The sequence below is a fragment of the Vibrio sp. JC009 genome, from assembly GCF_029016485.1.
Taxonomy (GTDB): domain Bacteria; phylum Pseudomonadota; class Gammaproteobacteria; order Enterobacterales; family Vibrionaceae; genus Vibrio.
On sequence record NZ_CP092106.1, the window covers coordinates 2,871,009 to 2,893,218 of the forward strand.

Consider the following 22,210-nt stretch of genomic DNA (forward strand, 5'->3'; position numbering starts at 1 on the left):
ACCCGCTTTTCGATACTGATTCTTTCGACGAACCAAATAGTAGCCTCCTGAAGTGGGGAGGCTTTTGACTTAGTTAGAGTGTACCATAAAAACTGTCAGATCGAATATCAATTACAACAGCAGTAACTTACTCCTCTTTAAACTTAATGTCTTTACTTTCTAACATGAACATTATTTTAACTTTATCTTCAATGCTAATGTCATTCAATAATTCTGATAGCTTATTATCTATTGTTTTAATTTCAGGTGTCGATACTCGACCTATTTCTAATAGTATCCTTCTTTCCACAAGCTCAGAAAAAGGCCTTAGTTCTTCTGCACTATGTATTATGTAACCTTCTGTCACATCCCAAGACTTTGTTACTTTATGATTTGTTAACCTTTTCAACATATATCCACTTATTCCTAGAGAGTTTGCAATTGAAATAAATGTCCTTCTGGCATCATGGGTAATAAAATCGTCTACATTAACTCCATATTTACTAGTTTCTTCAACGATTTTTTGGATGGTTTTTCTTACTTCTTTAATTGGGCCATTTGTTATATCACTAGGAAAGACATATTGACTCTCATTACCCACTATTGATTTTCTTCGCATGAATATTTCATGAATAGTTTGTGTCATGGGTAGTTCCAAATTAAGGCCATTCTTAGTCTCATTTATCCAAAAATACTTTTCCGAAAAATTTATTCTATCCCATGTTAAACCAAAAACTTCCCCCTTCCTTAATCCGGTAAACATAGATACCTCTATCGCATCACAAATCGCTGAAGTACTTTTCTTACCAGAAGAATTTGCTTTTTCTCTTACACTATCAATAGCATCAAACCAACTTTTTAGTTCATGATTTCTAATTCTAGAGTCTTTCCTATTCACATTGTTCCATGTTCTTTTAGCGCTTAACACTGTAGTCGGAGTTTCTGGCAACAAAGCATTCCCATTTTCGTCTCGTAAACTTTCTCTCATAAAATTGTAGATAGCTCTAAATACTCTAGCCCAGAGATCCGCTTGAGCTGCACTCCCCGATTTCATCTCATAACGGGAGCCGCCTTTTTGTTTCCAACAGCACCTTCCATTGGTGATGTCAGCGTGCTTCTTTTCAACTAGATCCCTATTGATTATCCGCAGATCAAGATCTAGTAAGTCTTGAGAATAGTTTTCGATTGCTGAGATGTATTGGTTTGCTGTAGATGATGACAACTTATCGCCTCTTTGATCCAAATACAGATACAGAGACTCTGATAACGTAACACGTTTTTTTCTGTCTTCTTTTCTCAGTGCGTTTGGATTTTTACCCTTACTTAGCAGCAGTACGCTCTCTTTTGCAATTTCTCGCGCGTCTTCAATACCTATCGCAGGAAAATTGCCTATTGTTACTGTCACAGGAGATTTAGCTCCTTTGGGTTTTCTGTAGACCACAAAAGTCTTTTTCCCGCTTGGTGTTACTACAAGCACCAATGACTCTTGCTTTACATCGTAGTAACGCGTTTTAGTATCAGTAACAGGTAAGTTTTTTAACCTGTTATATGTAAAGCTAAACTTATTACTAACTTGACTCACGACCACCCCTTAAAGACTACCTATAGACTACCAAAAACACCAAACTCTCAGGATTAAGAGTGATTTCCAGTGTACTCTTATTTATGTAGCTGTAAATACTAAATCAATAAAATCAACAAGATAGTGATAATACGGGAGTCGCGGGGACACCCAAGGAATCGCGAAACACAAAACTCATAATCGATTGGTCCGCAGTTCAAGTCTGCGAGGGGCCACCAGATACAAAAAAAGCTCATGGAGAAATCCATGAGCTTTTTTTGTATCTGATCATACTGACATTCGAGTTGCGATCTCCTCAATTAAATCACGCATGAAAGGAGCCAAAAAGCTGGCTATATAGCTAACTTATGGCTAAAAAACCTAATTGTTAGCTATATAGCTAACTTTAGTGTGAATAAACATCAACCTCAATGCGCCACCACCGGCGGAGAAATCCTCCCCTTATCCACCAGCACATCACACTGGCTCTGGGCTATCTCTTTTCTCATCTTCGGGTCGGCAACTTCAGAGAAACTGGTATAGAAGGTATCCACGCAGGACTCGTAGGAGTTTGTGTTGTGGGAAAACACCAATAAAACAGTGCCGCATAAAACGGCATTGATTGCCACCAGTAAAAATATCTTCCGTAATTTATGCATTGCTACCCTGCCTTTCCCACAACAATTGTGGTTCTCCTACTACCAATCATAGTTCACAGCATGGTTCTTTTTTAATGAGCTTATTACTATTGTGTAAAAATTAGACATTGGTATATGGCATTGCTTCTGCCTGAGCTCGGTAGGCTAGCTTGACCCTATAGCATTCCGTAGCTTTTCGGCTGTACTACCGGCACTTGGCGATCTGGATGCATCCACAAAAGCAGAAAGCTTCTCAATTTCCTGAGCTTTATCTGCAACCCGCTCACGACTTGCCTGCTGAAGCTCAAGAAGCTGTAATTGCAGTTTGTCGTCCTTCTCCCGGGAGCCCTTAGAAGATCCAAATTCAAAGTCAAAAGCTGAACCGATATTCCGGGCAAACATACCTCCGATACCTATAACAAAGCCTACAACTTCAGCTGGAATTTCCTGCCCAAGCGGAATAACCAGCAGGGCAACAATAGCAACGACCGCAACAAACGCGGAAATCAGCATCACATTGGCGCGCTTGTCACTACCACCAACTTTCAGGCGTTCTATGGCTGTGCTGCGTGCATTCTGAATATCGGCCAGAAATGCTTTATCTCTTTCAAGCTCGATACGTTCCAGCTCCAGGTCTATGCGTGATAGCTCAATATATAACTGATTTTTCAGTTCCGGTTTTTCTCTCAGCTTTTGTCTTAACTTTTCTATTTCCTGTTCTGTATTTACATTTTCACCGGTAATTTTGGCACCGGTGATCTTCTCTATGGTTTTAGCAACAAGCTCTGCCGTATCCGAGACTTTTTTCGTAGTATCAGCCACTTTGTCTCCAACAAGAAAACGTACCAGAGGCGGAGCCACATCTGCAACCAAAGGAATCAGGCTTGCTGCTAATGCCAGTAAAGGAGCCATAATCAGTCCTCATCAATTAGTGATTAATCCGATAACAGTTCAAAGTTTTTCATCATGTAATAGGCCGACTGCACTGCCGCCCGAAGTGAGCTTTCATACTCACCGGTTTGGGGAAGGTGAGCAAAACGCTGAAAAGTTTTGATTGCTGAACATGTTTTAGGCCCCATCTGGTTATCTATCACGCCCGGCGATATACCAAGGAAATCCAGCGCCCTCTGAAGGTCTCTCACAGAATCAACCTGAAAATCGGCCTGCGATATATTTCCTGCCAGAGAAACAAGCCGGGAAGGACGTGGCTCACTGGCGTACTTTTCATAAGCCCTGGCCATTTTGGTGTGATAATTATTCTCCCGGTAACCTGGGCCGTTATAACCCCGGGCAAATCTGGCCCAGTTGTGAGAACGTAAATGGCGATCCAGGTTGTTTCCTTCGACAAAACTGATAAAGGCTTCAAGCTGGCGGTCTTCTGACTCCACCATAGCTTCGACAAATGACTCTATATCGGAAAAACCACAGACAGCATAATTAAACCCCATTATCTGAAAGCGTCCCCAGGAAGCTGATTTTAATGCGGCTTCACAGTCGAGCTGAATGGCTTTAGATAACCGGTCATATTCTGCTGCATCACCTAAATAGCCACCTCTGAAACCGCTAATATCAGGGTAATTCTCGTCAAACCGGCTGTTGGTATAGTTGCGGAACTTATGCCTCTCAAACAAAATCTTAGGGCGTCCGTCGCTCAGGTAACCATCCCCTCTGGATTCAACGTCTGCGACAGCTTTTATCGCAGCCACATCGCAATTCAGATCTTCAGCTGCGTTGAGATACGCCTCTTCAGTAATGAGCTGCTTAGCTTTTTTACTCTTAAAATCCATACGCTCTCCTTTTCAGATAATCTGATTAAATTATTGCCAGGATTGGTATAAGTTAAGATTAGAAGCCTTTGATTAGTAGAGTGAAAGGGAGGTGAGACAAAATGTTACGAGTATTAACTCTAAGACACTTATTTAGGTATAAAAAAACAGAGGCGCATAAAGCGCCCCTGACAATTTATTTAGCAAACTGAAGGTTAGGCATGATCCAGACGAATATGGCTGTTTTTAAGATCATCACGAGTGATGCCCTTGCCGTCATTCTGCTGGTTAAACTGGCGCAAAAGTCCAGCAAGCGCATGGATAGAACCAAGCAGATCGCCTGTGTGTGCAGACTCTGAAGAAGTATGCATATTGCGGATTGGGTAGCCGATTGTGATTGCTGCGCTATCCACACCGGCAAGTGCTGCTGCCATACCATCTGTACCCATATCACGGCCAGAGAAGTCTAACTGGTAAGGAATTTCCAGCTCACGGCAAACCTTTTCCAAGGACTGTACAAGATATTCTGAAGTTACAGAACCACGGCCGATGGTAAAACCTTCGCCCATCTTAAGAGGGTTCATGTTACGGCTACCAATACCTGGCGCAGCTTCGTAGTCGTGGTTTACGTCTGTCGCAATCAGTACATCCGGCTTCAGTTCGCCCACCAGTTGCGCTGAACCAAAACGGCCAATCTCTTCATGGGTCGCAATAGTGTAAAGAACGCGAACATTATCCAGGCCTTCATCTGCCACTAAGCGTGCAATCTCAGTTACAGAAAAACAGCCCAGACCGTTGTCCAGATAGGCGCCATAGAAAGTATCCTGAGAAACACCGCGCTTAATTGGACGGTCAAGAAGAATCGGGTCACCCGGGCGCAGACCTAAAGCTTCTACCTGCTCTTTACGGCCTTCGCCATGAGTGTGCAGTTCAAGATAAATAGACTCAGGCTTAATGCCTTGTTCGCCGGTTCTCTGTGCCGGAGTTGAGAAGTGAATCGCACCAAGGGCTTCAACAGTACAGCCCTCGATTACTTTGAACTTGCCCACCTGCTCAGGATCCTGACAGAATACTTTTACTTCATGACCAATCAGAGTGGTTGGCAGGAAAGAGTCTGTATTGATCCACACCTTACCGTCTTTATCGATTTTACGCACCTGCATGCGGATTTTGTCAGCGTGACCAACGATCATTACGCTAACCAGATCATCACGGCCAGGGTGAGAGTCAAATACCAGGCCTGCACTGCCTTTAAACTGGTGAACGCCCCAGCCTTGTGGCATAAAGGATTCAAACTCCGGCTTGATTACGCCGTAGCTCATGGCTGCCTCAAAACCAATTGGAGAAGGTGAAGCCAGTACCTTTTTCATAAATTCAAACTGACCTTCTGGCATAGCGCTCTGCCAGGCTGTTTTTTGTTCTGTGCTGTTCTCTAAACTCATTATTTCGCTCTTTTGTTATCTTTAAGTGTAATGCTACCTACGGTATTTCTGTTGCAACGAATTGAAGCAGAAACCCACAGGAAAAAGAATGCCGTTAACCTAAGCCTTGTCAGACTTAACTTCAAGCCTGAATAAGCATAAATCGCATCAATTTGTCATCTTTTCTGATTGTCTGCCGTACATAAATATTGACTGCCTGTGTATACAGCTTCTGTGGGTATTGCACTTTGTACAGCTAAACAGGCTTTTAGATCATCATGATCCAATTACTCTATTAGCTGTACACAGGATTTATCCCGTCATAAGCTAAATCCAACATTGAAGATTTTTAGTTCAGAGCTCAAAAGCCTACATTTAAGCTCAGCATTATAACAATTACTTCGGAGCGGTAATCCCCATAGGAATTGCAGTAAAAATAGCAACCCATAAACTCAACACAAAACAAGAGGATATTATTATTTTAACTTTATATTCATATTTATTGAACAAAAGTAATTTTTACCTGTCTATATTTATGCTTAATACAAAACCCGCATAAAAAGATAAAAACTGAGTTCAATAAATAATCAAACCATGCGAGCTTTATTTCCTACCAAGCTCAACTGACTGTTCATTAAACAAGCAAGCAATCGATAAATTGCTCAATAATCAATCGAACAAACCATTTTTTTGTAATATTTTTTAAAATTTCTTTTTTACTTATACTGGTCTGAGGTCATTTAGTAGCGATTGATACAGAACCAAATGTTAAAAAACAGCATAATCAACCACCATTAAAACTAAACGTAGTCAATTACTCCACGCATATCGCGGTTTTATTGAACTATAGCAATCAATAAGCTTTACTGATAGCATCTCTGCAATCTTTGGTTACAGATATATTTGTTAATAGCAAGCCCTAATAACAAAACCATTCTTTCACCAAGGTGATTTAATATTTTTTTTCAAACGTGCTTTATCTGAAAATACGCTATGGACTGGCTTAAACATTTATTTTAACCTGATTAACAATTTTGCATCATTATTTACCTTTCACTTAATTTAAGTGCTGGGTTCGTGCACCTGATTTTTATCAGTTAAATAGACCTGTTTTTTAAATTCAGTCCTCCATAGATATTTATTTATATATTTCTGCCAAAACAAAATAAAAGCAGAAATAGGATAAAACACGCCTAAATTAATACAGATAGGTAGTTACACATCATGGAAATGAAGAAAAAAACAGTCGCTCTGCTAGTGGGTATGTCACTGGCAAGCGCAAGCGCATTCGCAGGCGAACTAAACTCACTAACCAGTGAAGTAACAGTAAACGACTACGATGCAGGTGTTGAAAAAACTGAATGGACAATCGGTAAAGGTTCATACAAGCTAAGCGAAAGCAATACTTTCCTTTTCGACATAGATAAAGATTACACCAGTGAGCCTAGTGAAGCTCGCACTGAAGGTTGGGATACTCAGTTCGGTATCGCTCAGAGCGTTGGTGAGTTCGCAGGTTTTGATGCATCTATCAACTACCTGTACCGTTACGATGCAGCATGGAACGCAACTGATAACAGCGATTCATGGTCTCAGAACCAGTACATCATTGCTCCTTACTTCGACAAAGGTATTGAGATTGCGGGTAAAGAGTTTTCTCTTGGCATTGAACTATGGGCTCAGGTTGGCGACAAAGACGGCAACAAGCTGAAAAACCTAAGCGGTGCAGAAACTAACTTCTACCTGGACGGTGACCTTTCTGATAACTGGAGCCTAAGCCTTGCATGGTACAACTTCAACTACTACGATTCATCAGAAAACGAGTATGACTACCAGGCAGGTACAGAAGATTACCTGACTTACTCTCTTCCTCTGGGTTCTGGTCTGACTTTCAGCGTAGAAAACTATGTTGAAGCTTACTACACTCCAGATACTGAAGAAACTATCGTTTATGCACACGTAGAGCCTAAGCTATCTTACTCTAACGCTCTTAATGACAACATCACGCTGAAAGCAGCTGTTGCTTACGAAGTTGTTCGTTGGGATTACACAAACACAGCTGGCGTTACATCTACAAACAGCCGTGACAACAACGAAATGGAATTTGTTCTGGGCGTTACAATCAAGTAATCCCAATCCCTGCTATTCTTAAGTTGTTAAAGCCATCTGCAATGCAGATGGCTTTTTACATTAAAAAAGGCGCCACACTGACGCTCCTGGAACTAAGCAAAATAACTCCAAGGGTAAACAACAAAGTCCCGCCAACAAACTGCAGAGCGGTTCCGGCTAAATGATGGCTACGCGCTTTCGCCGCCAGATAGCGCCGGACAATTTTCTTTCCTGATACAGTCAGAAGAGCAATAGTTGAAGTGGTGATTGCTGTACCAACAGCCATAAGAATAGCGCTGACAACCCCCACCCAGTAAATACCGGTAATATGGGAAAACATCAGAACCATGATAGCTCCGGTGCAGGGACGGATACCTATACTGATTATAATGCCTGCGTAGGATTTCCAGTTACTGGCACTGTTGATATCAGCAGCCGAGACACTATGGTGATGATGCCTGCAACAAGTGGGAGCTGCGTGACGGGCATTTTTCTTATGCCGGTACAGGATCTTAGATGTCCGCCAGATGATTGTGCCCCCAAGCGCGCACATGGCAAGGAAACTGGCACTAATAAACAGATCCGCCTTACTGGTCACATCCCGCATAGAATTTCCAAAAATTAAAAGCAGAAACGTCACCAGACCAATCGCCACCAGCGCCTGCATTAACGCCGACAGGCAGGTTAATATCAGACCATGTTTTATCTTAGCCGGATGCGTTGCCAAAAAGGTAGTGACTATAATTTTACCGTGTCCCGGCCCCACCGAGTGCAGCACGCCATACAAAAAGCTTAACCCTGCCAGATACACACCTGCTATCAGACTCTGCTCTTTAATTTCATAGAGCAGTTCGCTTAACTCTGCATTAATTTCCTTCTGCCACTTCATGCTGTGAAGCAGGATCTGGGGCCATGACTGCCAGAGCAGATATCCGCCAAAAGCCAGTCCGGTCAGAACTAAAATAGCCGAAAATCCTTTTATCGCATTTGCAGAACCTGCGTTACTCACCACTGCCTCCGGATAAATTTTCTGCACCTTTACAATTAAACATCACCTTCTGGGTGAAAAGTTGCCCTAGCGTATTATCCGGGTCGGCATCCATTGGCAGTGATAGCGCGTAACTCATCTGCTCCGCTGTTGGATTAGGTTCAACAAGCTCTAGTTTACAACTCTTAGCCAGAGCACCGGACAGCACCACATCTTCTGTCTCTTTCCACGACATATCAACATAGTAACTAGGCTCAAAGATAAGCAGCTTAATAGATGAAGCAGTCAGAGGCTGAGGTTGTGATAAGGGCAGATCAAAAGAAAACACCGCCTTACCACGGTGCATAGACAGCTTAGCATTCCTGCCACGCTTATAGCGGATTGGATCCTCGCCGTTATAGAAGTAGGTAAAGTAGTGATCGCCCAGCATATTGGTCAGCATTTCATCGGCAATGCTCTGCAGCGAGGCCTCTCTGTTTGCCTCGGATAAGTCAGCGCCATCAATCATATAAACCGAAGTCATGGCATCAAAAGTCCACTCCATCCGAAATCCGGTAATTTCTTTTTCTGTACCCTGAATCGAGGTTTTCAGGTCAATCCAGGAGTGCGGGTGAGCAGAAACCACTCCCGGGATAAGTAGCAAAAAAAGCAGAAAACAGCGAAGTAAAGAACGCATATACATTGGAAATAGCAACCAAACTAAAATTTATGTAGCCGTTATATTATAACAACAGCAACAAATCAAAAATTCGCCATAAGGATAAATAACAAAACCGCATACTATTTACTGGAGAAATACAAAGACATCAGATAAGTTAGAACTATGTTATTGATACAAAAAATATCTCTTTACCGGTGAGAGCTTTAGTATGAAAACGACAGTTGCCCGCTTAATCAGCCGCTTTAAATCAGCACCCAGAATAGTAAGAATCTCTTCTTATTTAGTCATGACCTATGCCTTCTATGCCATCATTGTTGGCCTGGCTCTTCCTGCGGCTATTCAGTCTCAGGCCCCAAAAAAGCTGACAGAGCTAACGGGAAGAGAAGTCAGAATCGAAAAGGTTGCGATCAATCCTTTCATATTAAGAGTCCGGGTTGACGGTTTCAGTATTGCAGAGCAGAAACAAGCAAACAGCTTTGTCAGCCTGAAACAATTAGAGCTGGAAATTAACTTCTGGCAAAGCATTTTTGCGCTGGCACCTGTAATTGATCATCTCACTCTCAGCCAGCCGGACATCAGTATTGCCCGTCTGAGCACCTCTGATTCTGAAACCCTGTTTAACTTCAGCAGCATTCTTAACCATATGGCTAAGCAGCAGGCTGAGAACCCGGATCAGGATAGCCAGGCGGCACAGGAGACATCCGCAGAAGTTTTCCCGCTAATTGCACACAGTATTGAAATCCAGCAGGCTAGCTTTAACTTCAGCGATAACATTACCGGAGCCAGGCTTGGGTACAAGAATATCGGCTTTACGCTGAATAACCTCAGCACCCGTGAATTTACCCTAAGCACGCCAGAGCTACAGCAAAGCAGCGCAAATCCTCCGGTACTGAATAGCTCTGCCAACCTTTATACACTGGCCATTACCGGGGCAGATCAGAGCCAGTTAAACCTTGAAGGTCAGTTCCAGCTACAGCCTGTTGAAGCAAAAGGGAAACTTAACCTTACCGGTGTTCAGCTAGCGCCATTCTGGCCTCTGTCTGACAACCTGATAAAAGCCGAGCTAAACAAAGGGGAAGTGAACTTTGCAACTGAGTATCACCTGAAACAGGCAGGTGAACTGTTTAACTTCAGTAGCGAAAAAGGCCACTTCTCACTTTCCGGACTGGAGTTTGTGCATAACGACACGCCGAAAGTGAAAACAGAAAAGCTTGAAGTGAATGACATTGAGCTAAGCAGTTCGGAGAAAAACGTAAACGTCGCCGGGATTAAGCTCTCAGACTTATGGGCGGACGCTAAGCTGAGCGATAACGGCGTTGATCTTGCGGATCTTTTTACACCAAAAGCAGGCCCATCCACACAAGCCGCGGCAGCGGAACCAGAAGCGGATAAGGCAGATGAAGAAGCATGGCTGGTCAAACTGAACGCTTTTGAGATGGCAAATACCGACATCCACCTGAAGGAGCAGTTTGTCAGCCAGGGCGTTCACTGGCGGATTTACCCTCTGAATATCAGCACAGGAAAAGTGATCAGCGATCTTAGCCAGCCGCTTGACTATAAACTGGATCTTGGCGTTAGCTCAGATACCAGCCAAAAGCCACAACAGCAACTGGGCCAGTTCAGCAGTCAGGGTAAACTGGATGCCAGTAACCAAAGTGCTGACGGTTCAATTAAACTGACTAAACTGGATCTGAAACAGTTCCAGCCCTATCTGGATCCTCACCTCAATCTGATACTGGACAGCGGCACTACAAGCACAGAAGGTAATTTCAGTGCCAATAGCAAAGGCAAAGCAACCTACAATGGCCGGGCAAGTATCGATAATCTGCTGATTAAAGATACTCTGAAAAATGAGCCTCTGGTGAAGTGGCAGGCAATGTCGGTCAATTCAGTGAAGTTTGATCAGCAGGGTAACTCTCTGGATATCGACACCATTACCTTTAACCAGCCTTACGCCAAGGTGTTAATTGCAGAAGATAAACGCACCAATATTGGTGAGGTTGTGAAATCTGAACCTGCGGCTTCCGAAAACTCTCCGGAGCAAAATGAAGCAGCAGTAACCGACTCTGAAACGACAGCCAAAGCAGAGCCTGAACAGAGCGCCGGAAACGAGTCCGGCCTTGCCATGAATATCAATAAGATAGAGATCGTAAATGGTTCAGCATTTTTCTCTGATGAAGCCCTGAAACCAAACTTTGCCTCAGGTATTCACAATCTTGAAGGTTATATTAAGCAGCTCTCCTCTACACCAGGAACCACGGCTGAAGTGGACCTGAAAGGTAAAATTGATAAGTATGCGCCAATCTCCCTAACCGGAGAGGTTAACCCGCTGGTTCAGCCGCCGTATCTTGACCTGGACTTTAAACTGGACAGTGCCGAGCTCACTTCAGTAAATCCATATTCAGGAACCTATGCCGGTTACTATATCGATAAGGGGCAGCTCTCACTGGATATCAAATACCGCCTTGAACAGAACCAGTTGGAAGGCAAAAACCATATCCTTGTTGATCAATTACAGCTTGGTAAACGCAGCGAATCTGAACTTGCCACCAGCCTGCCTGTTTCGCTGGCTATCGCTCTGCTTCAGGACCGAAACGGAGTTATTGATCTTGGCTTTGAGGTGGCTGGCGATACTGAAAACCCAGAGTTCAGCATTGGCGGAATTGTTGCCAAGGCGATAGTGAACATCATTACTAAAGCGGTAACGGCGCCGTTCTCTTTGCTATCAAATCTGGTTGGCAGCGAGGAAGAGCTTAACTTTATCGAGTTCGATCCAGGCATTGCCACATTAAACAGCGCTGGCGAAAACCGTCTTGAAAAGCTGGCCAAAGCGCTACAGTCCAGACCTCAGCTAAGAGTGAATGTTGAAGGCTCAGTACTCCCGGCAGATGACAGCCGCGCTCTTGCAGAAATGAGCCTGCAGAAAAAACTGCTGACCGAAAGCGGCCTGACCGAACTGCCTGAAGATCTGACCGCCAGCCGGATCCCGCAGTCGGGACCTCTCACTCTGGCCTTAGAGAAGCTGTTTACTCAGGAGCTGAAACAAGATCTCGCAGCAGAGAGAGCAAAGGCAGAGCAGAAAGTACTGGAATCAACCGAAGCCGGAGCTGAAATCGATCAGGAGCAGGTGACTACCTTGCTCAATATCGGCATGTATAACCAACTGCTAAACGCTCAGGAAATCTCTGAGCATGATCTCGGCTCTCTTGCTGAAACCAGGGCTCAGGCAGTAAAAGCCTTCCTGGTCGGAAATGAGATTGAACCGGGCCGCATATTTATTCTGGATAGCAAAACTGAACTGAAGAAGGAACAGAGTCAGGCGCTACTGACCCTGGATGCAGGGTAAACAAGAATAAGAAATAACAGAGCCGGGAAACCGGCTCTGCAGCAATAAAGTTTAATTCATTGGATGAATACTAATCTCAACACGACGGTTGCAGGTTCTTCCCTGTACAGTACTGTTTGAGCAGATAGGCGAACTCTCACCCATGCCCACTGATGTCAGGCGGTTCACCGCAACGTTTTGTCCAATCAGATACGACCTTACTGACTCAGCCCGCTTCAGAGAAAGCGTCTGATTGTACGAATCGCTGCCTGTACTGTCTGTGTGTCCCTTAATCACAAGCTGTGTTTCCGGGTACTCAACCAGAATCTTCGCTACACCGTTTAAAGTGTTAAAAATACCGGAATCGAGAAGGTGAGAGTCAGTGGCAAAACCAATTCCGTTCTCCATTATCAGAACTAATTGGTCTTCACCAACACGGCGTACCTGTACACCCGAGTTAAGCAGCTCTTCACGAAGTGCCGCTTCCTGCTGGTCAAAATAGTAACCGATACCAGCACCTGCAGCCCCACCTGCAGCAGCACCAATCAGGGCTCCTTTTCTGCGTTCCTTAGCATTATCCCCGGTAGCGACCCCAATAATCGCACCAGATACCGCTCCGATAAGCGCCCCTTTAGTGGTTGAATTTGTTTCCATTTCCCCGGTTGTTGCATTTTGACGCTGCGTAGACTGACAACCAGACACTGCAATAATTGCCGAAAGTAAAATCAGTGACTTTTTCACTTGGTCCCTCACTTATTCTATTTGTGATTTGAATACTCTCTTTCAAATGTAGTGGCTTTCCTGCTGGTTACAAGAGGACATTTAGGTATTCATACAATTCTTAACCTGATAAAAATGATTTTTCAGAAAAAAAATGGCATCACATTCGCATTTCTATAACACGCAATACTAAATAGAGTTATCTATACTTGCAGTATCTGGTATTGATATACCTGTTAGTAACTCAGTTTATCCTGGAGGTTTTTATGAGAGATAGTTTACCTATGCAGGAAAGGCGTATGTTTTACAGATTGCGTTACCCTAATTCTGACCGGCCATCCGTAGAAATGCTTGGACAGACTTTTCAGGTTTGCGAAATATCAGAGCTTGGCATGCGTCTGCTGTTCAGAAGTACCGAACCTGTCTCTTTAGGAGTAAAAGTTTCAGGTATTGTCCATTTTCTTGACGACGAAGATGTAGAAATTGAAGGCGTTGCACTAAGGCAACACGGCGGAGAGGTTGCGATAAAGTTATCAAAAGGTATCTCTGAGCAGAGAATGACCGAAGAGCGCCATCACCTTACTGAAAAATATCCCGATGTCTATCCGGGATCTAATTTACAACCATATAAATTAAATAGTTAAAAACTTTTTTGTTCGCCGTACTTATCTATGACTATATTTTCCTATGATAAGTACGGTACAATTTTTGTTAGCTTGTTGTAAAAATTTGAGAACAAAAATGAATCCTAAAAACCTTCGCCAGTTATCACGGACGTTAGTAAGAAAGCTCGGCATGCTGGAAACCAGCTTTGGTGATCTTAGCCTGCCTCCGGTGCAAATCCACGCCCTTATCGAACTTGATATTGAGCCATGCTCTGTCACCGATCTGGCCGAAAAACTAAAAATCGATAAGTCCAATGCCAGCCGGACAATTTCAAACCTTTCCAAACAACAAATGGCAGAAACCATTTCCGCTCCCAATGATAAAAGGATCCATATCGCGAGACTAACAGCGAAAGGTAAAGAAGCGGTAGACAGGCTTAATGCGCACAAAGATGCTAAAAATCAGGACATCATTGATCAAATTGATGCCGATGAACTGATCATGCTTGAGCAAAGCCTGATCCGTTATAACAAAGCGATGCGCACGGCCAGACTGCAAAAAGAGTACACCATCCGTGAGCTGACTGAGGGTGACGACAAGATCATTGCCAATGTTATTCGAAATGTTTCCGCAGAATACGGACTGACTGCTGATAAGGGCTTTAGCGTAGCAGATCCTCACTTAGATAACCTGAGCCAGGCCTATAGCCAGCAACAGTCCCGCTACTGGGTTATTGAGCAGGATGGCCGTATCTTAGGCGGTGCCGGAGTTGCACCTCTTAAAGGAGAAGAAAGCATCTGCGAGCTGCAAAAAATGTACTTCCTGCCAGAACTAAGAGGTAAAGGCCTGTCACGCACACTGGCACTTAAGTGCTTTAAATTTGCCCGTGAGCAGGGATTTACACAGTGCTATCTTGAGACGACGGATAAACTGTCAGAAGCAGTTGAGTCATATAAAAAGCTTGGTTTTGAGCAAATCCAGCAGCAGCTTGGTGATACCGGGCATAATGACTGCGAAGTCAGGATGCTGAAAGAGCTTTAGAGCAGCTGATAGCTAGAAAGCTCAACCTAAGCCGGATAATGCGACACACATTTCTCCGGACTCAACTCCACTTGCAGCGTCCTTTTCTGCCCGTCCAGCTCAACCTCCAGCAGATAATAGCCGGAGTCAGATGCGGTTGATGCAAGCGGAGCATCTACCTGAAACAGGGCGCTACTCTCCTGGCTGCGCAGATCCAGCGGCATGGTTAAGGTCATGCCGTTAAATTTTACCCGGGCAGAAACAAGACCGGGAGAATAGATATGATAAGAGAGATCCACCCGGAACTCGCATCCGCCACCCTGATGCCAAATCTGCTCTGTGGAGATATAGTCCAGCCGCACATTATTCACAAAGTGCAGAAACGGCGCTTCCCAGACTCCCATCCGCTTGTCCCGCTTCTTTGGCAGAGCCAGCCCCAGCGGACAGGCAACCTCGTCCTCCAGCAAAAAGTCCTCGTCTGCTTCTAAGAAAAGGATCTCAAAGCGGTTTCTCCCCGGACGAAGGTAACGTTTAATATCCTTCCGGTAACTGAGCTGGGTTGAGTCGCAGTCAAATACCGCTTCACCGTTAATACGCACTTCAGAGAAGTAATCAATACCACCAACAATCAGGTCAATGGCAGGGTATGAGAGCATGGCGTCATCCAGTTCAATATCGTGCATCAGGTGCCACTCCTGCTCTGCAATCCCCTCTTCGCTCAGCTCAGAAGGCAAAGCCGCACTTAATGGTGCAGGAAGAAAAATATCATTTTGAGGTACGGTTAAGTCAGTAAGCGGAGAGATTTGCCAATATCCGGCCAGTGATAGCTGCATAAAATCCTGGAAGTTGTTTGATTTTGGCTATTATAAGGACAAATACAGGAATTGATCCAGATCATTTTTCAGCATTCGTGCACTGAAAAATGATCTGGTAACAACGGAGGTTCTAAATCTTAAACTGAGACACCAGCTCAGTCTGTTCGCTGGAAAGACTGTTCAGTGACTCACTGTTTCGCGCCACTTCGTTGGAGTCACTATCGATATTGGTCGCCATATCTGAAATACCAACGATATTCTGTGCCACCTCTTTCGCAACAGCGCTCTGCTCTTCAGAAGCCGTCGCAATTGAGCGGCTCATATCGTTCACTTTCTTCATTGTGTCAACCATATGCTGCAAGGCTTCATAGGTCTGATTGGTCTGTTCCACCGACTGCTCAGCATGGCCGAGGTTTGACTCAACTATGGTTACTGCCTGCTTAGACTTATCCTGAAGGCTGATAATCATGGTATTGATTTCATCGGCAGACTGCTGGGTTCTGGTCGCCAGCGAACGGACTTCGTCAGCCACCACAGCAAAGCCTCTGCCGTGCTCACCGGCACGTGCCGCTTCAATTGCTGCATTCAGTGCCAGCAGGTTTGTCTGCTCAGAGATAGACTGAATTACACTTAGTATTTCACCGATTTGTTCCGACTCTGCAGACAGCCCCTGAATCACGCCGGTCGCATCTGTCAGTGACGCCTGAAGCTCAGTGACAAAGGTCAGGTTCTGCTGCATATTCTGCATATTGCTGCCGGCAAGCTGAACCACACCATCCACTTCAGTGCTGGTTTCCACTGCGTGAGAGGCCACCTCATGCACCGCATGTTCCATTTCAGTAACAGCCGTGGCGATGGAGTCGGTTTGTCTTTGCTGTTCACCGACATCTTTACTCATCTGTTGGCTCATCTGCTGGCTTTCTCCAGCCACACTGCTAAGCATACGTGCCGATTCCTGAACCTTAGAGATCAGGCTGGAAAGCTGGTCGGCCAGTTGATTTACATGCAGGCCAATCTGGCCAAGTTCAGAACGGAAATCGATATCAATTCTCTGGGTAAGGTCACCTTTTTCCAGCCTCATCAGGTTGCAGATAATCGCCTGCAGTGGCTTACGCACGGTAACAACCACAGTCCAGGCCACACCGATGGCGATGGCAAGTGAAACAATAACAAGTAGCAGATTCAGCCATAAAGCATCTGCTGACTCCTGCTTTGCAGTCACCACTGCCTGCTGAGATATTTCCCGGACTTTAGCGGCAAGCTCTGTTGAGTCATCAATAACCGTATTCAGCTCCTGGGCAATTAAGCCAAGCAGTTCGCCGCTCTGATCATTCAGTCCAATAAAGAAAAGGTGACGCTGAAGCAAACCGTCAGGATTAGCAACGGCTCTTTCCAGCAGCTCGACATACACATTCAGAGTATCTTCGCTGTCAGGCATTCCCTTAATGATTCTTTCTGACTTCTCTTTAAAGCGGTCCAGATACAGAATCAGCTCGCTCTCTATTGCCTGAGCCTGCTCTTTGTTTGCGGCAGCCAGCACTTTTTGAAGGTAACTATCAGCGCCCTTACCCTGAGTGACAATATACTCGATATCCCAGACCATCTGCTGCATCTCTTCAGACTGAGCTTCATCATAGAGATCCTGCATATCCTGCTGGAAGAAAAGCCACTCCTCCTCAAAAGCCCCCAGTTCCACCTTAGAAACATTTCTTGCCTCTATCCTTTGATCATGAAGGGCAAGGTGTTTAGCGGCATCTGCCAGAACCGCAGTCGCGCCTCCCTGAATCTGGGTCAGTGCATCAGCGAGCTCAGGGAAAGCATCAAGCTTGCTTCGAAGTGATTCTAAGGTCTGTTCATATGAGGTTCTGGACCGGGCGAAAATACCCCGTAGCTGAGCTCGGTTATCTTCAGCCTGAGTGTTCGCATGCACCAGCATTGCACGGTTAACATTTTGCAGATGCTGCATCAGAACATTGGAGTCATCCAGCATTTCAGTTAACGTAGATGCGGTAAGCTCAAGCTGCCGGGACATCTTAAGCTGAGAGAAGTAGGAGGAAGTGCCTATCGCTATCACAAAGAGTATAACGACAGTAAAACCCAAAATAATTCTTTGAATTAAAGAAAGGTACATTTTTACCTCAATAAGGTTCAGTGCAAAACAGGCCCTAATATATAGAACCCACCAACTTGAAAAAGAAGCCCTACTGACAGTTTAGAAAAAGATCTAAGTTTTAATATAAGTTTTTACTAAAGATCTTAGCTACAAAGTACAAATGTACCAGATTGATATTAAAGATTGATTAACACACGAGTTATAGTTTACTCACTTAAATCTTCGTCATCACCTTCTTCATCGTAGATAGCGTCCTCACCCTCATAGTAGGTGCCCCAGCCATCGTAGATAATGTCGTACTTTTCAGCCAGATGAACCAGCTTTTCAACCTGTGCATCAATCACCTCAGCATTCAGTGCTGACTCCATAGTGGCATCACAGCACAAAAACTTATTACCGTCTTCATCCTCTGTTTCTTCTGCTTCAAGCACTTCAAAGCCCATTTTGAAAGCTTCAACCACAGCTTTTTCCAGAGTTTCAAAATCTTCAGCAAACAGGTGATGCTCAATTTCGTACAGAGAGTCTGGATCACTACCATCTTCTAAAAGAGCCGCGATAATTTCTCGGGTATCCTCTTTTTGAATTGCAATGAGTTCTTCAACAGATAGGTATTCATCTTCGTGAGACATTTTTGTGCTCCAGATAGTTAGCTAGGAAAGAATGTTTAACTCGCGGTGAAATATCGCATGGATCGCAGAGAAAAGCCACCTGCAAACGGGATAATCATTGCTGTTTCAGCATCCAACAAGATAATTTCAGATTTTCAGCATATGATAATAGCTTCTATGCTTGATAAACGACTTCATACTTGTCATAAAGAATGTATGGAACAGAGATGTAAGGAAACAAAATGGGTAAGTTATACGTAGGTTCTGAGGTAGGTCAGCTAAGAAGAGTTCTTCTGCACCGGCCTGAACGGGCACTTACGCACCTCACTCCCTCAAACTGTCAGGAGCTGCTTTTTGATGATGTGCTTGCCGTTGAAGCGGCCGGAGAAGAGCACGATATTTTCGCCCAGACGTTAAGAGAGCAAAACGTCGAAGTATTGCTTCTGCATGATCTACTGGTGGAAACCATTGCCATTCCGCAGGCAAAAGAGTGGCTGCTTAAAAACCAGATCTCTGATTTTCGCTTTGGCCCTACCTTTGCAAAAGAGCTGCAACAATACCTGGGAGAGATGGATAACGAGCAACTGGCCAGTATTTTACTGGGTGGCCTTGCCTATTCTGAGCTGCCGATTCAGTCCTCATCGATGCAGCCTAAAATGCACCGCCCGCTGGACTTTGTCATTGAGCCTCTGCCAAACCATCTCTTTACCCGTGATACCTCCTGCTGGGTGTACGGCGGTGTTTCACTCAATCCGATGATGAAAGAAGCACGCCAGAGAGAAACTAACCACCTGAGAGCCATTTACCGCTGGCATCCGGTCTTCGCCGGTTCAGAGTTTATCAAGTACTTCGGTAACGAAGATCTTCACTACGACAACGCCAATATTGAGGGCGGTGATGTACTGGTGATTGGTAAAGGTGCCGTACTGATTGGAATGTCTGAACGGACTTCTCCTCAGGGTGTGGAAAATCTGGCAGCCAACCTTTTCAGAACCGGGCAGGCAACACAGGTTATCGCCCTTAACCTGCCAAAGCACCGCTCCTGTATGCACCTTGATACGGTCATGACGCATATCGATACCGATACTTTCTCGGTCTACCCTGAGATCATCCGCAATGATCTGGAAACCTGGCACCTGACACCAAAAGCGAACGGTGATATCAATGCGCAGCAACTGTCGGGCTATATTCCGGCTCTGGAGTCGGCTCTGGGAGTCGATCAGTTAAAACTAATCACCACCGGCGGAGACAGCTATGAAGCGGAACGTGAGCAGTGGAACGATGCCAACAATGTGCTGACAGTGAAACCCGGCGTTGTGATTGGGTACGAGCGTAATGTGTACACCAACGAAAAGTATGACAAAGCCGGCATTAAGGTTCTGACCATTCCCGGAAACGAACTGGGCCGCGGACGGGGTGGTGCCCGCTGTATGAGTTGCCCGATAGAGAGAGACGGAATTTAAAGCCACAAATATTTACAAGCCAATTAATAAGCCACTGTTATGTTTTTATATTGCAGTGGCTTTTTATATTTAGATCCGGTTCTAACTTTAGATAATTTGTCACTTCTGTTTTTGCTCTGAATAAAATGAATATTTTTCCAAAAATATTCATATAGCAGGGAATCAGATTGAAACTTATTCTCTATGATACGCATAAATATTGGCACTAGCTTTCTCTTTTTCCTAAGAATACTTAGCTAAATTATATTCAAACCGGGAAACATTGAATAAAACCCGAAAATTTAACCAGATAAAATTCAAGCATAGCAACCCAAATAAAGTGATATTTAAATCAAAGCAGATTATCAGGTCGTCAGAATACCCTACACTAAACCAAAAATATTGTGATAATCAGCAAGGTTAACTCCACCTCTCCTCCCTAATATAAATACCAATTTACTCACCACCTTTAACGCTGAAACTATTTTTGGCGCGGTATTTCACAACCAGATTTTGCCCGAATTTGGCTGTAAGGAGAAAGCTATGACAACGGAAACAGTAAAACAGGAAGGTAAAGGCGGATTCTTTTCCAACTTTAAATTTCCTTCTGCATACACCATTCTTTTCGTACTGATTGCTATTGTAGCCATGCTGACCTGGATTGTTCCTGCAGGTCAGTATGACAGACAGATGAACGAAGAATTAGGCAAAGAGGTCCCGGTAGCGGGAACCTATAAGCCGGTGGAAAGTAATCCGCAGGGAGTCGTCGATGTACTTATGGCGCCCATTGACGGCTTTTACGACCACAACTCTTACGAAGCAGCGGCGATAGATGTCTCGCTGTTTATCCTGATTATCGGCGGCTTTCTTGGCCTGGTAACGAAAACCGGTGCAATAGATGCTGGCATAGAAAGGGTGACCCAGAGACTGGAAGGCAGGGAAGAACTTATGATTCCCATCCTTATGGCTCTGTTTGCCACCGGGGGAACCGTATACGGAATGGCAGAAGAATCTCTGCCCTTCTATACCCTGCTTGTACCGGTAATGATGGCGGCCCGCTTTGACCCTGTTGTCGCAGCGGCGACCGTACTGCTTGGTGCTGGCATTGGCACTCTTGGCTCCACCATTAACCCATTCGCTACCGTTATCGCCGCCAATGCCGCAGGTATTCCCTTTACCGACGGTATGGTGCTGCGCATTGTGATTCTGGTAGTCGGCTGGATGTTATGTGTTGGCTATGTCATGCGATACGCTAAGATGGTCAGAGCCGACCAGACAAAATCTATCGTCTACGATAAGTACGAGGAAAACAAAGCGCACTTCCTGGGTAATAAAACCGGAGAATCACTTGAGTTTACAGCTACCCGCAAAATCATTCTGGCTCTGTTTGCCGTGGCATTCGGAATTATGATTTACGGTGTTGCTGTTGCCGGATGGTGGATGGCCGAAATATCAGCTCTATTTCTGGGTGCCACTATTATTATCGGGCTGGTTGCCCGTATGAGTGAAGAGGAGTTCACCGGCAGCTTTATTGAAGGCGCGCGTGACCTGCTGGGCGTTGCACTTATTATCGGCATTGCCCGGGGCATCGTTGTGGTAATGGACCGGGGCATGATCACAGATACCATTCTGAACTCCGCAGAGCATATCGTTTCCGGCCTTTCATCGGTGATGTTTATTAATGTGATGTACTGGCTGGAGATCCTGCTTTCTTTCCTTGTACCTTCCTCTTCCGGACTGGCAGTACTGACCATGCCAATCATGGCACCACTAGCTGACTTTGCCAATGTAGGGCGGGATCTGGTGGTCACCGCATATCAGTCTGCATCTGGCGTGGTGAACCTGATCACACCAACCTCAGCCGTGGTTATGGGGGGCCTTGCGATTGCAAGAGTCCCTTATGTCCGCTGGTTAAAATGGGTAGCGCCACTACTGGGGATTTTGACCGTTCTGATTATGGTATTACTAAGTATCGGTGCGGTTATGTAATATAAACGCCAGTTCAATTTTTATATGCGGCTGCCTGCGGGCAGCCTTTTTGCATTTACAGCATTTTAGTTATTTTAAATAGAAAGTGCATATTATTGCAGTTAAACCTTCAATTGTTTCAGCATTTATAAAATATCTTCTGTTAAATTCAACCTTAACGATAGAAGCCGTAATTAAAATATTTTTTAGGACTCAAGTCAAAAAAGTAAAAACTAAATAAAACATAAACCATATAAAACAGAAGAAACAAACAATATAAACCCAGATTAAATGCATAATCTTATCCTGCATGAATAAACCCATATTGAATATTGTTCCTCAAATAGTTATTCAGAACATAAAAATCAACCTCTTAGCCAGATAAGAACAAGCAAAACATGCATAATAATTCCTAAACCTATTCTTTCTTATTGAGAATAAAAAACCAATGAACTCAAAAATACAAGCATAAA

General features: G+C 44.5%; 17 protein-coding genes. 6 read left to right on the forward strand and 11 right to left on the reverse strand.

From position 1 onward, the window contains the following. Nucleotides 1–127: 127 nt before the first annotated feature. From L3Q72_RS12775 to L3Q72_RS12795, 5 genes are all read right to left on the reverse strand, one after another. On the reverse strand, nt 128–1,561 hold the full coding sequence (locus L3Q72_RS12775) for an integrase family protein (protein ID WP_275130317.1): 1,434 nt from the start codon (nt 1,559–1,561) through the stop codon (nt 128–130). A gap of 407 nt (nt 1,562–1,968) precedes the next feature. After that, a complete protein-coding gene (locus tag L3Q72_RS12780) occupies nt 1,969–2,199 on the reverse strand; it encodes a hypothetical protein (RefSeq protein ID WP_275130318.1) in 231 nt (76 codons plus the stop codon). 144 nt (nt 2,200–2,343) lie between these two features. Beyond that, nucleotides 2,344–3,090: a hypothetical protein gene (locus L3Q72_RS12785; protein WP_275130319.1), complete on the reverse strand. Its 747-nt coding sequence runs from the start codon at nt 3,088–3,090 to the stop codon at nt 2,344–2,346. A 23-nt stretch (nt 3,091–3,113) separates the two neighbouring features. Beyond that, nucleotides 3,114–3,965 carry an N-acetylmuramidase domain-containing protein gene (locus L3Q72_RS12790; RefSeq protein ID WP_275130320.1) on the reverse strand — a complete coding sequence of 284 codons (852 nt, stop codon included), beginning with the start codon at nt 3,963–3,965 and terminating at the stop codon, nt 3,114–3,116. Between the two features lie 194 nt (nt 3,966–4,159). Then, the gene (locus L3Q72_RS12795) at nt 4,160–5,386 is read right to left on the reverse strand and encodes a M20/M25/M40 family metallo-hydrolase (RefSeq protein WP_275130321.1); all 1,227 of its coding nucleotides are present in this window, start codon (nt 5,384–5,386) and stop codon (nt 4,160–4,162) included. 1,203 nt (nt 5,387–6,589) lie between these two features. On the opposite strand from L3Q72_RS12795, the gene L3Q72_RS12800 reads away from it, so the two are divergent. After that, entirely contained in the window at nt 6,590–7,492 is a 903-nt protein-coding gene (locus L3Q72_RS12800; protein WP_275130322.1) for a hypothetical protein, read from the forward strand. A 55-nt stretch (nt 7,493–7,547) separates the two neighbouring features. On the opposite strand, the gene L3Q72_RS12805 is transcribed toward L3Q72_RS12800, so the two are convergent. Together L3Q72_RS12805 and L3Q72_RS12810 are read right to left on the reverse strand one after the other, a co-directional pair. Beyond that, nucleotides 7,548–8,480: a nickel/cobalt transporter gene (locus L3Q72_RS12805; RefSeq protein ID WP_275130323.1), complete on the reverse strand. Its 933-nt coding sequence runs from the start codon at nt 8,478–8,480 to the stop codon at nt 7,548–7,550. Further along, entirely contained in the window at nt 8,473–9,141 is a 669-nt protein-coding gene (locus tag L3Q72_RS12810; protein ID WP_342752136.1) for a DUF1007 family protein, read from the reverse strand. Before L3Q72_RS12810 ends, L3Q72_RS12805 begins: the two co-directional genes overlap by 8 nt. A 187-nt stretch (nt 9,142–9,328) precedes the next feature. On the opposite strand from L3Q72_RS12810, the gene L3Q72_RS12815 reads away from it, so the two are divergent. Beyond that, nucleotides 9,329–12,466 (forward strand): DUF748 domain-containing protein, encoded by a 3,138-nt coding sequence (locus L3Q72_RS12815; protein WP_275130324.1) that lies wholly within the window; start codon nt 9,329–9,331, stop codon nt 12,464–12,466. 51 nt (nt 12,467–12,517) lie between these two features. Here L3Q72_RS12815 and L3Q72_RS12820 read toward each other — a convergent pair whose 3' ends face one another. Next, nucleotides 12,518–13,186, reverse strand: coding sequence for an OmpA family protein (locus L3Q72_RS12820; protein ID WP_275130325.1), 669 nt, complete (start codon nt 13,184–13,186; stop codon nt 12,518–12,520). A 245-nt stretch (nt 13,187–13,431) separates the two neighbouring features. Between L3Q72_RS12820 and L3Q72_RS12825 the strand changes: the two genes are divergently transcribed. Further along, nucleotides 13,432–13,809, forward strand: coding sequence for a PilZ domain-containing protein (locus L3Q72_RS12825; protein WP_275130326.1), 378 nt, complete (start codon nt 13,432–13,434; stop codon nt 13,807–13,809). 97 nt (nt 13,810–13,906) lie between these two features. Beyond that, nucleotides 13,907–14,812, forward strand: a complete 906-nt coding sequence (locus L3Q72_RS12830; protein ID WP_275130327.1) for a helix-turn-helix domain-containing GNAT family N-acetyltransferase — start codon at nt 13,907–13,909, stop codon at nt 14,810–14,812. A 26-nt stretch (nt 14,813–14,838) separates the two neighbouring features. On the opposite strand, the gene L3Q72_RS12835 is transcribed toward L3Q72_RS12830, so the two are convergent. The 3 genes from L3Q72_RS12835 to rraB all read right to left on the reverse strand — a co-directional run bounded on the left by L3Q72_RS12835 (nt 14,839) and on the right by rraB (nt 18,348). Next, a complete protein-coding gene (locus L3Q72_RS12835; protein ID WP_275130328.1) occupies nt 14,839–15,624 on the reverse strand; it encodes a hypothetical protein in 786 nt (261 codons plus the stop codon). 112 nt (nt 15,625–15,736) lie between these two features. Next, the gene (locus L3Q72_RS12840) at nt 15,737–17,737 is read right to left on the reverse strand and encodes a methyl-accepting chemotaxis protein (RefSeq protein WP_275130329.1); all 2,001 of its coding nucleotides are present in this window, start codon (nt 17,735–17,737) and stop codon (nt 15,737–15,739) included. Nucleotides 17,738–17,925: 188 nt separating this feature from the next. Further along, on the reverse strand, nt 17,926–18,348 hold the full coding sequence (gene rraB / locus L3Q72_RS12845) for a ribonuclease E inhibitor RraB (protein WP_275130330.1): 423 nt from the start codon (nt 18,346–18,348) through the stop codon (nt 17,926–17,928). A 221-nt stretch (nt 18,349–18,569) separates the two neighbouring features. Between rraB and arcA the strand changes: the two genes are divergently transcribed. After that, on the forward strand, nt 18,570–19,790 hold the full coding sequence (gene arcA, locus L3Q72_RS12850; protein WP_275130331.1) for an arginine deiminase: 1,221 nt from the start codon (nt 18,570–18,572) through the stop codon (nt 19,788–19,790). A gap of 522 nt (nt 19,791–20,312) precedes the next feature. Further along, nucleotides 20,313–21,758, forward strand: coding sequence for a YfcC family protein (locus tag L3Q72_RS12855; protein ID WP_275130332.1), 1,446 nt, complete (start codon nt 20,313–20,315; stop codon nt 21,756–21,758). Nucleotides 21,759–22,210 lie beyond the last annotated feature (452 nt).

Coding starts and splice junctions, on each gene's coding strand:
- L3Q72_RS12780 (WP_275130318.1), bottom strand. CDS start 2,199: ATGCATAAATTACGGAAGATATTTTTACTGGTGGCAATCAATGCCGTT.
- L3Q72_RS12785 (WP_275130319.1), bottom strand. CDS start 3,090: ATGGCTCCTTTACTGGCATTAGCAGCAAGCCTGATTCCTTTGGTTGCA.
- L3Q72_RS12790 (WP_275130320.1), bottom strand. CDS start 3,965: ATGGATTTTAAGAGTAAAAAAGCTAAGCAGCTCATTACTGAAGAGGCG.
- L3Q72_RS12795 (WP_275130321.1), bottom strand. CDS start 5,386: ATGAGTTTAGAGAACAGCACAGAACAAAAAACAGCCTGGCAGAGCGCT.
- L3Q72_RS12800 (WP_275130322.1), top strand. CDS start 6,590: ATGGAAATGAAGAAAAAAACAGTCGCTCTGCTAGTGGGTATGTCACTG.
- L3Q72_RS12810 (WP_342752136.1), bottom strand. CDS start 9,141: ATGTATATGCGTTCTTTACTTCGCTGTTTTCTGCTTTTTTTGCTACTT.
- L3Q72_RS12815 (WP_275130324.1), top strand. CDS start 9,329: ATGAAAACGACAGTTGCCCGCTTAATCAGCCGCTTTAAATCAGCACCC.
- L3Q72_RS12825 (WP_275130326.1), top strand. CDS start 13,432: ATGAGAGATAGTTTACCTATGCAGGAAAGGCGTATGTTTTACAGATTG.
- L3Q72_RS12830 (WP_275130327.1), top strand. CDS start 13,907: ATGAATCCTAAAAACCTTCGCCAGTTATCACGGACGTTAGTAAGAAAG.
- L3Q72_RS12835 (WP_275130328.1), bottom strand. CDS start 15,624: ATGCAGCTATCACTGGCCGGATATTGGCAAATCTCTCCGCTTACTGAC.
- L3Q72_RS12840 (WP_275130329.1), bottom strand. CDS start 17,737: ATGTACCTTTCTTTAATTCAAAGAATTATTTTGGGTTTTACTGTCGTT.
- rraB (WP_275130330.1), bottom strand. CDS start 18,348: ATGTCTCACGAAGATGAATACCTATCTGTTGAAGAACTCATTGCAATT.
- arcA (WP_275130331.1), top strand. CDS start 18,570: ATGGGTAAGTTATACGTAGGTTCTGAGGTAGGTCAGCTAAGAAGAGTT.
- L3Q72_RS12855 (WP_275130332.1), top strand. CDS start 20,313: ATGACAACGGAAACAGTAAAACAGGAAGGTAAAGGCGGATTCTTTTCC.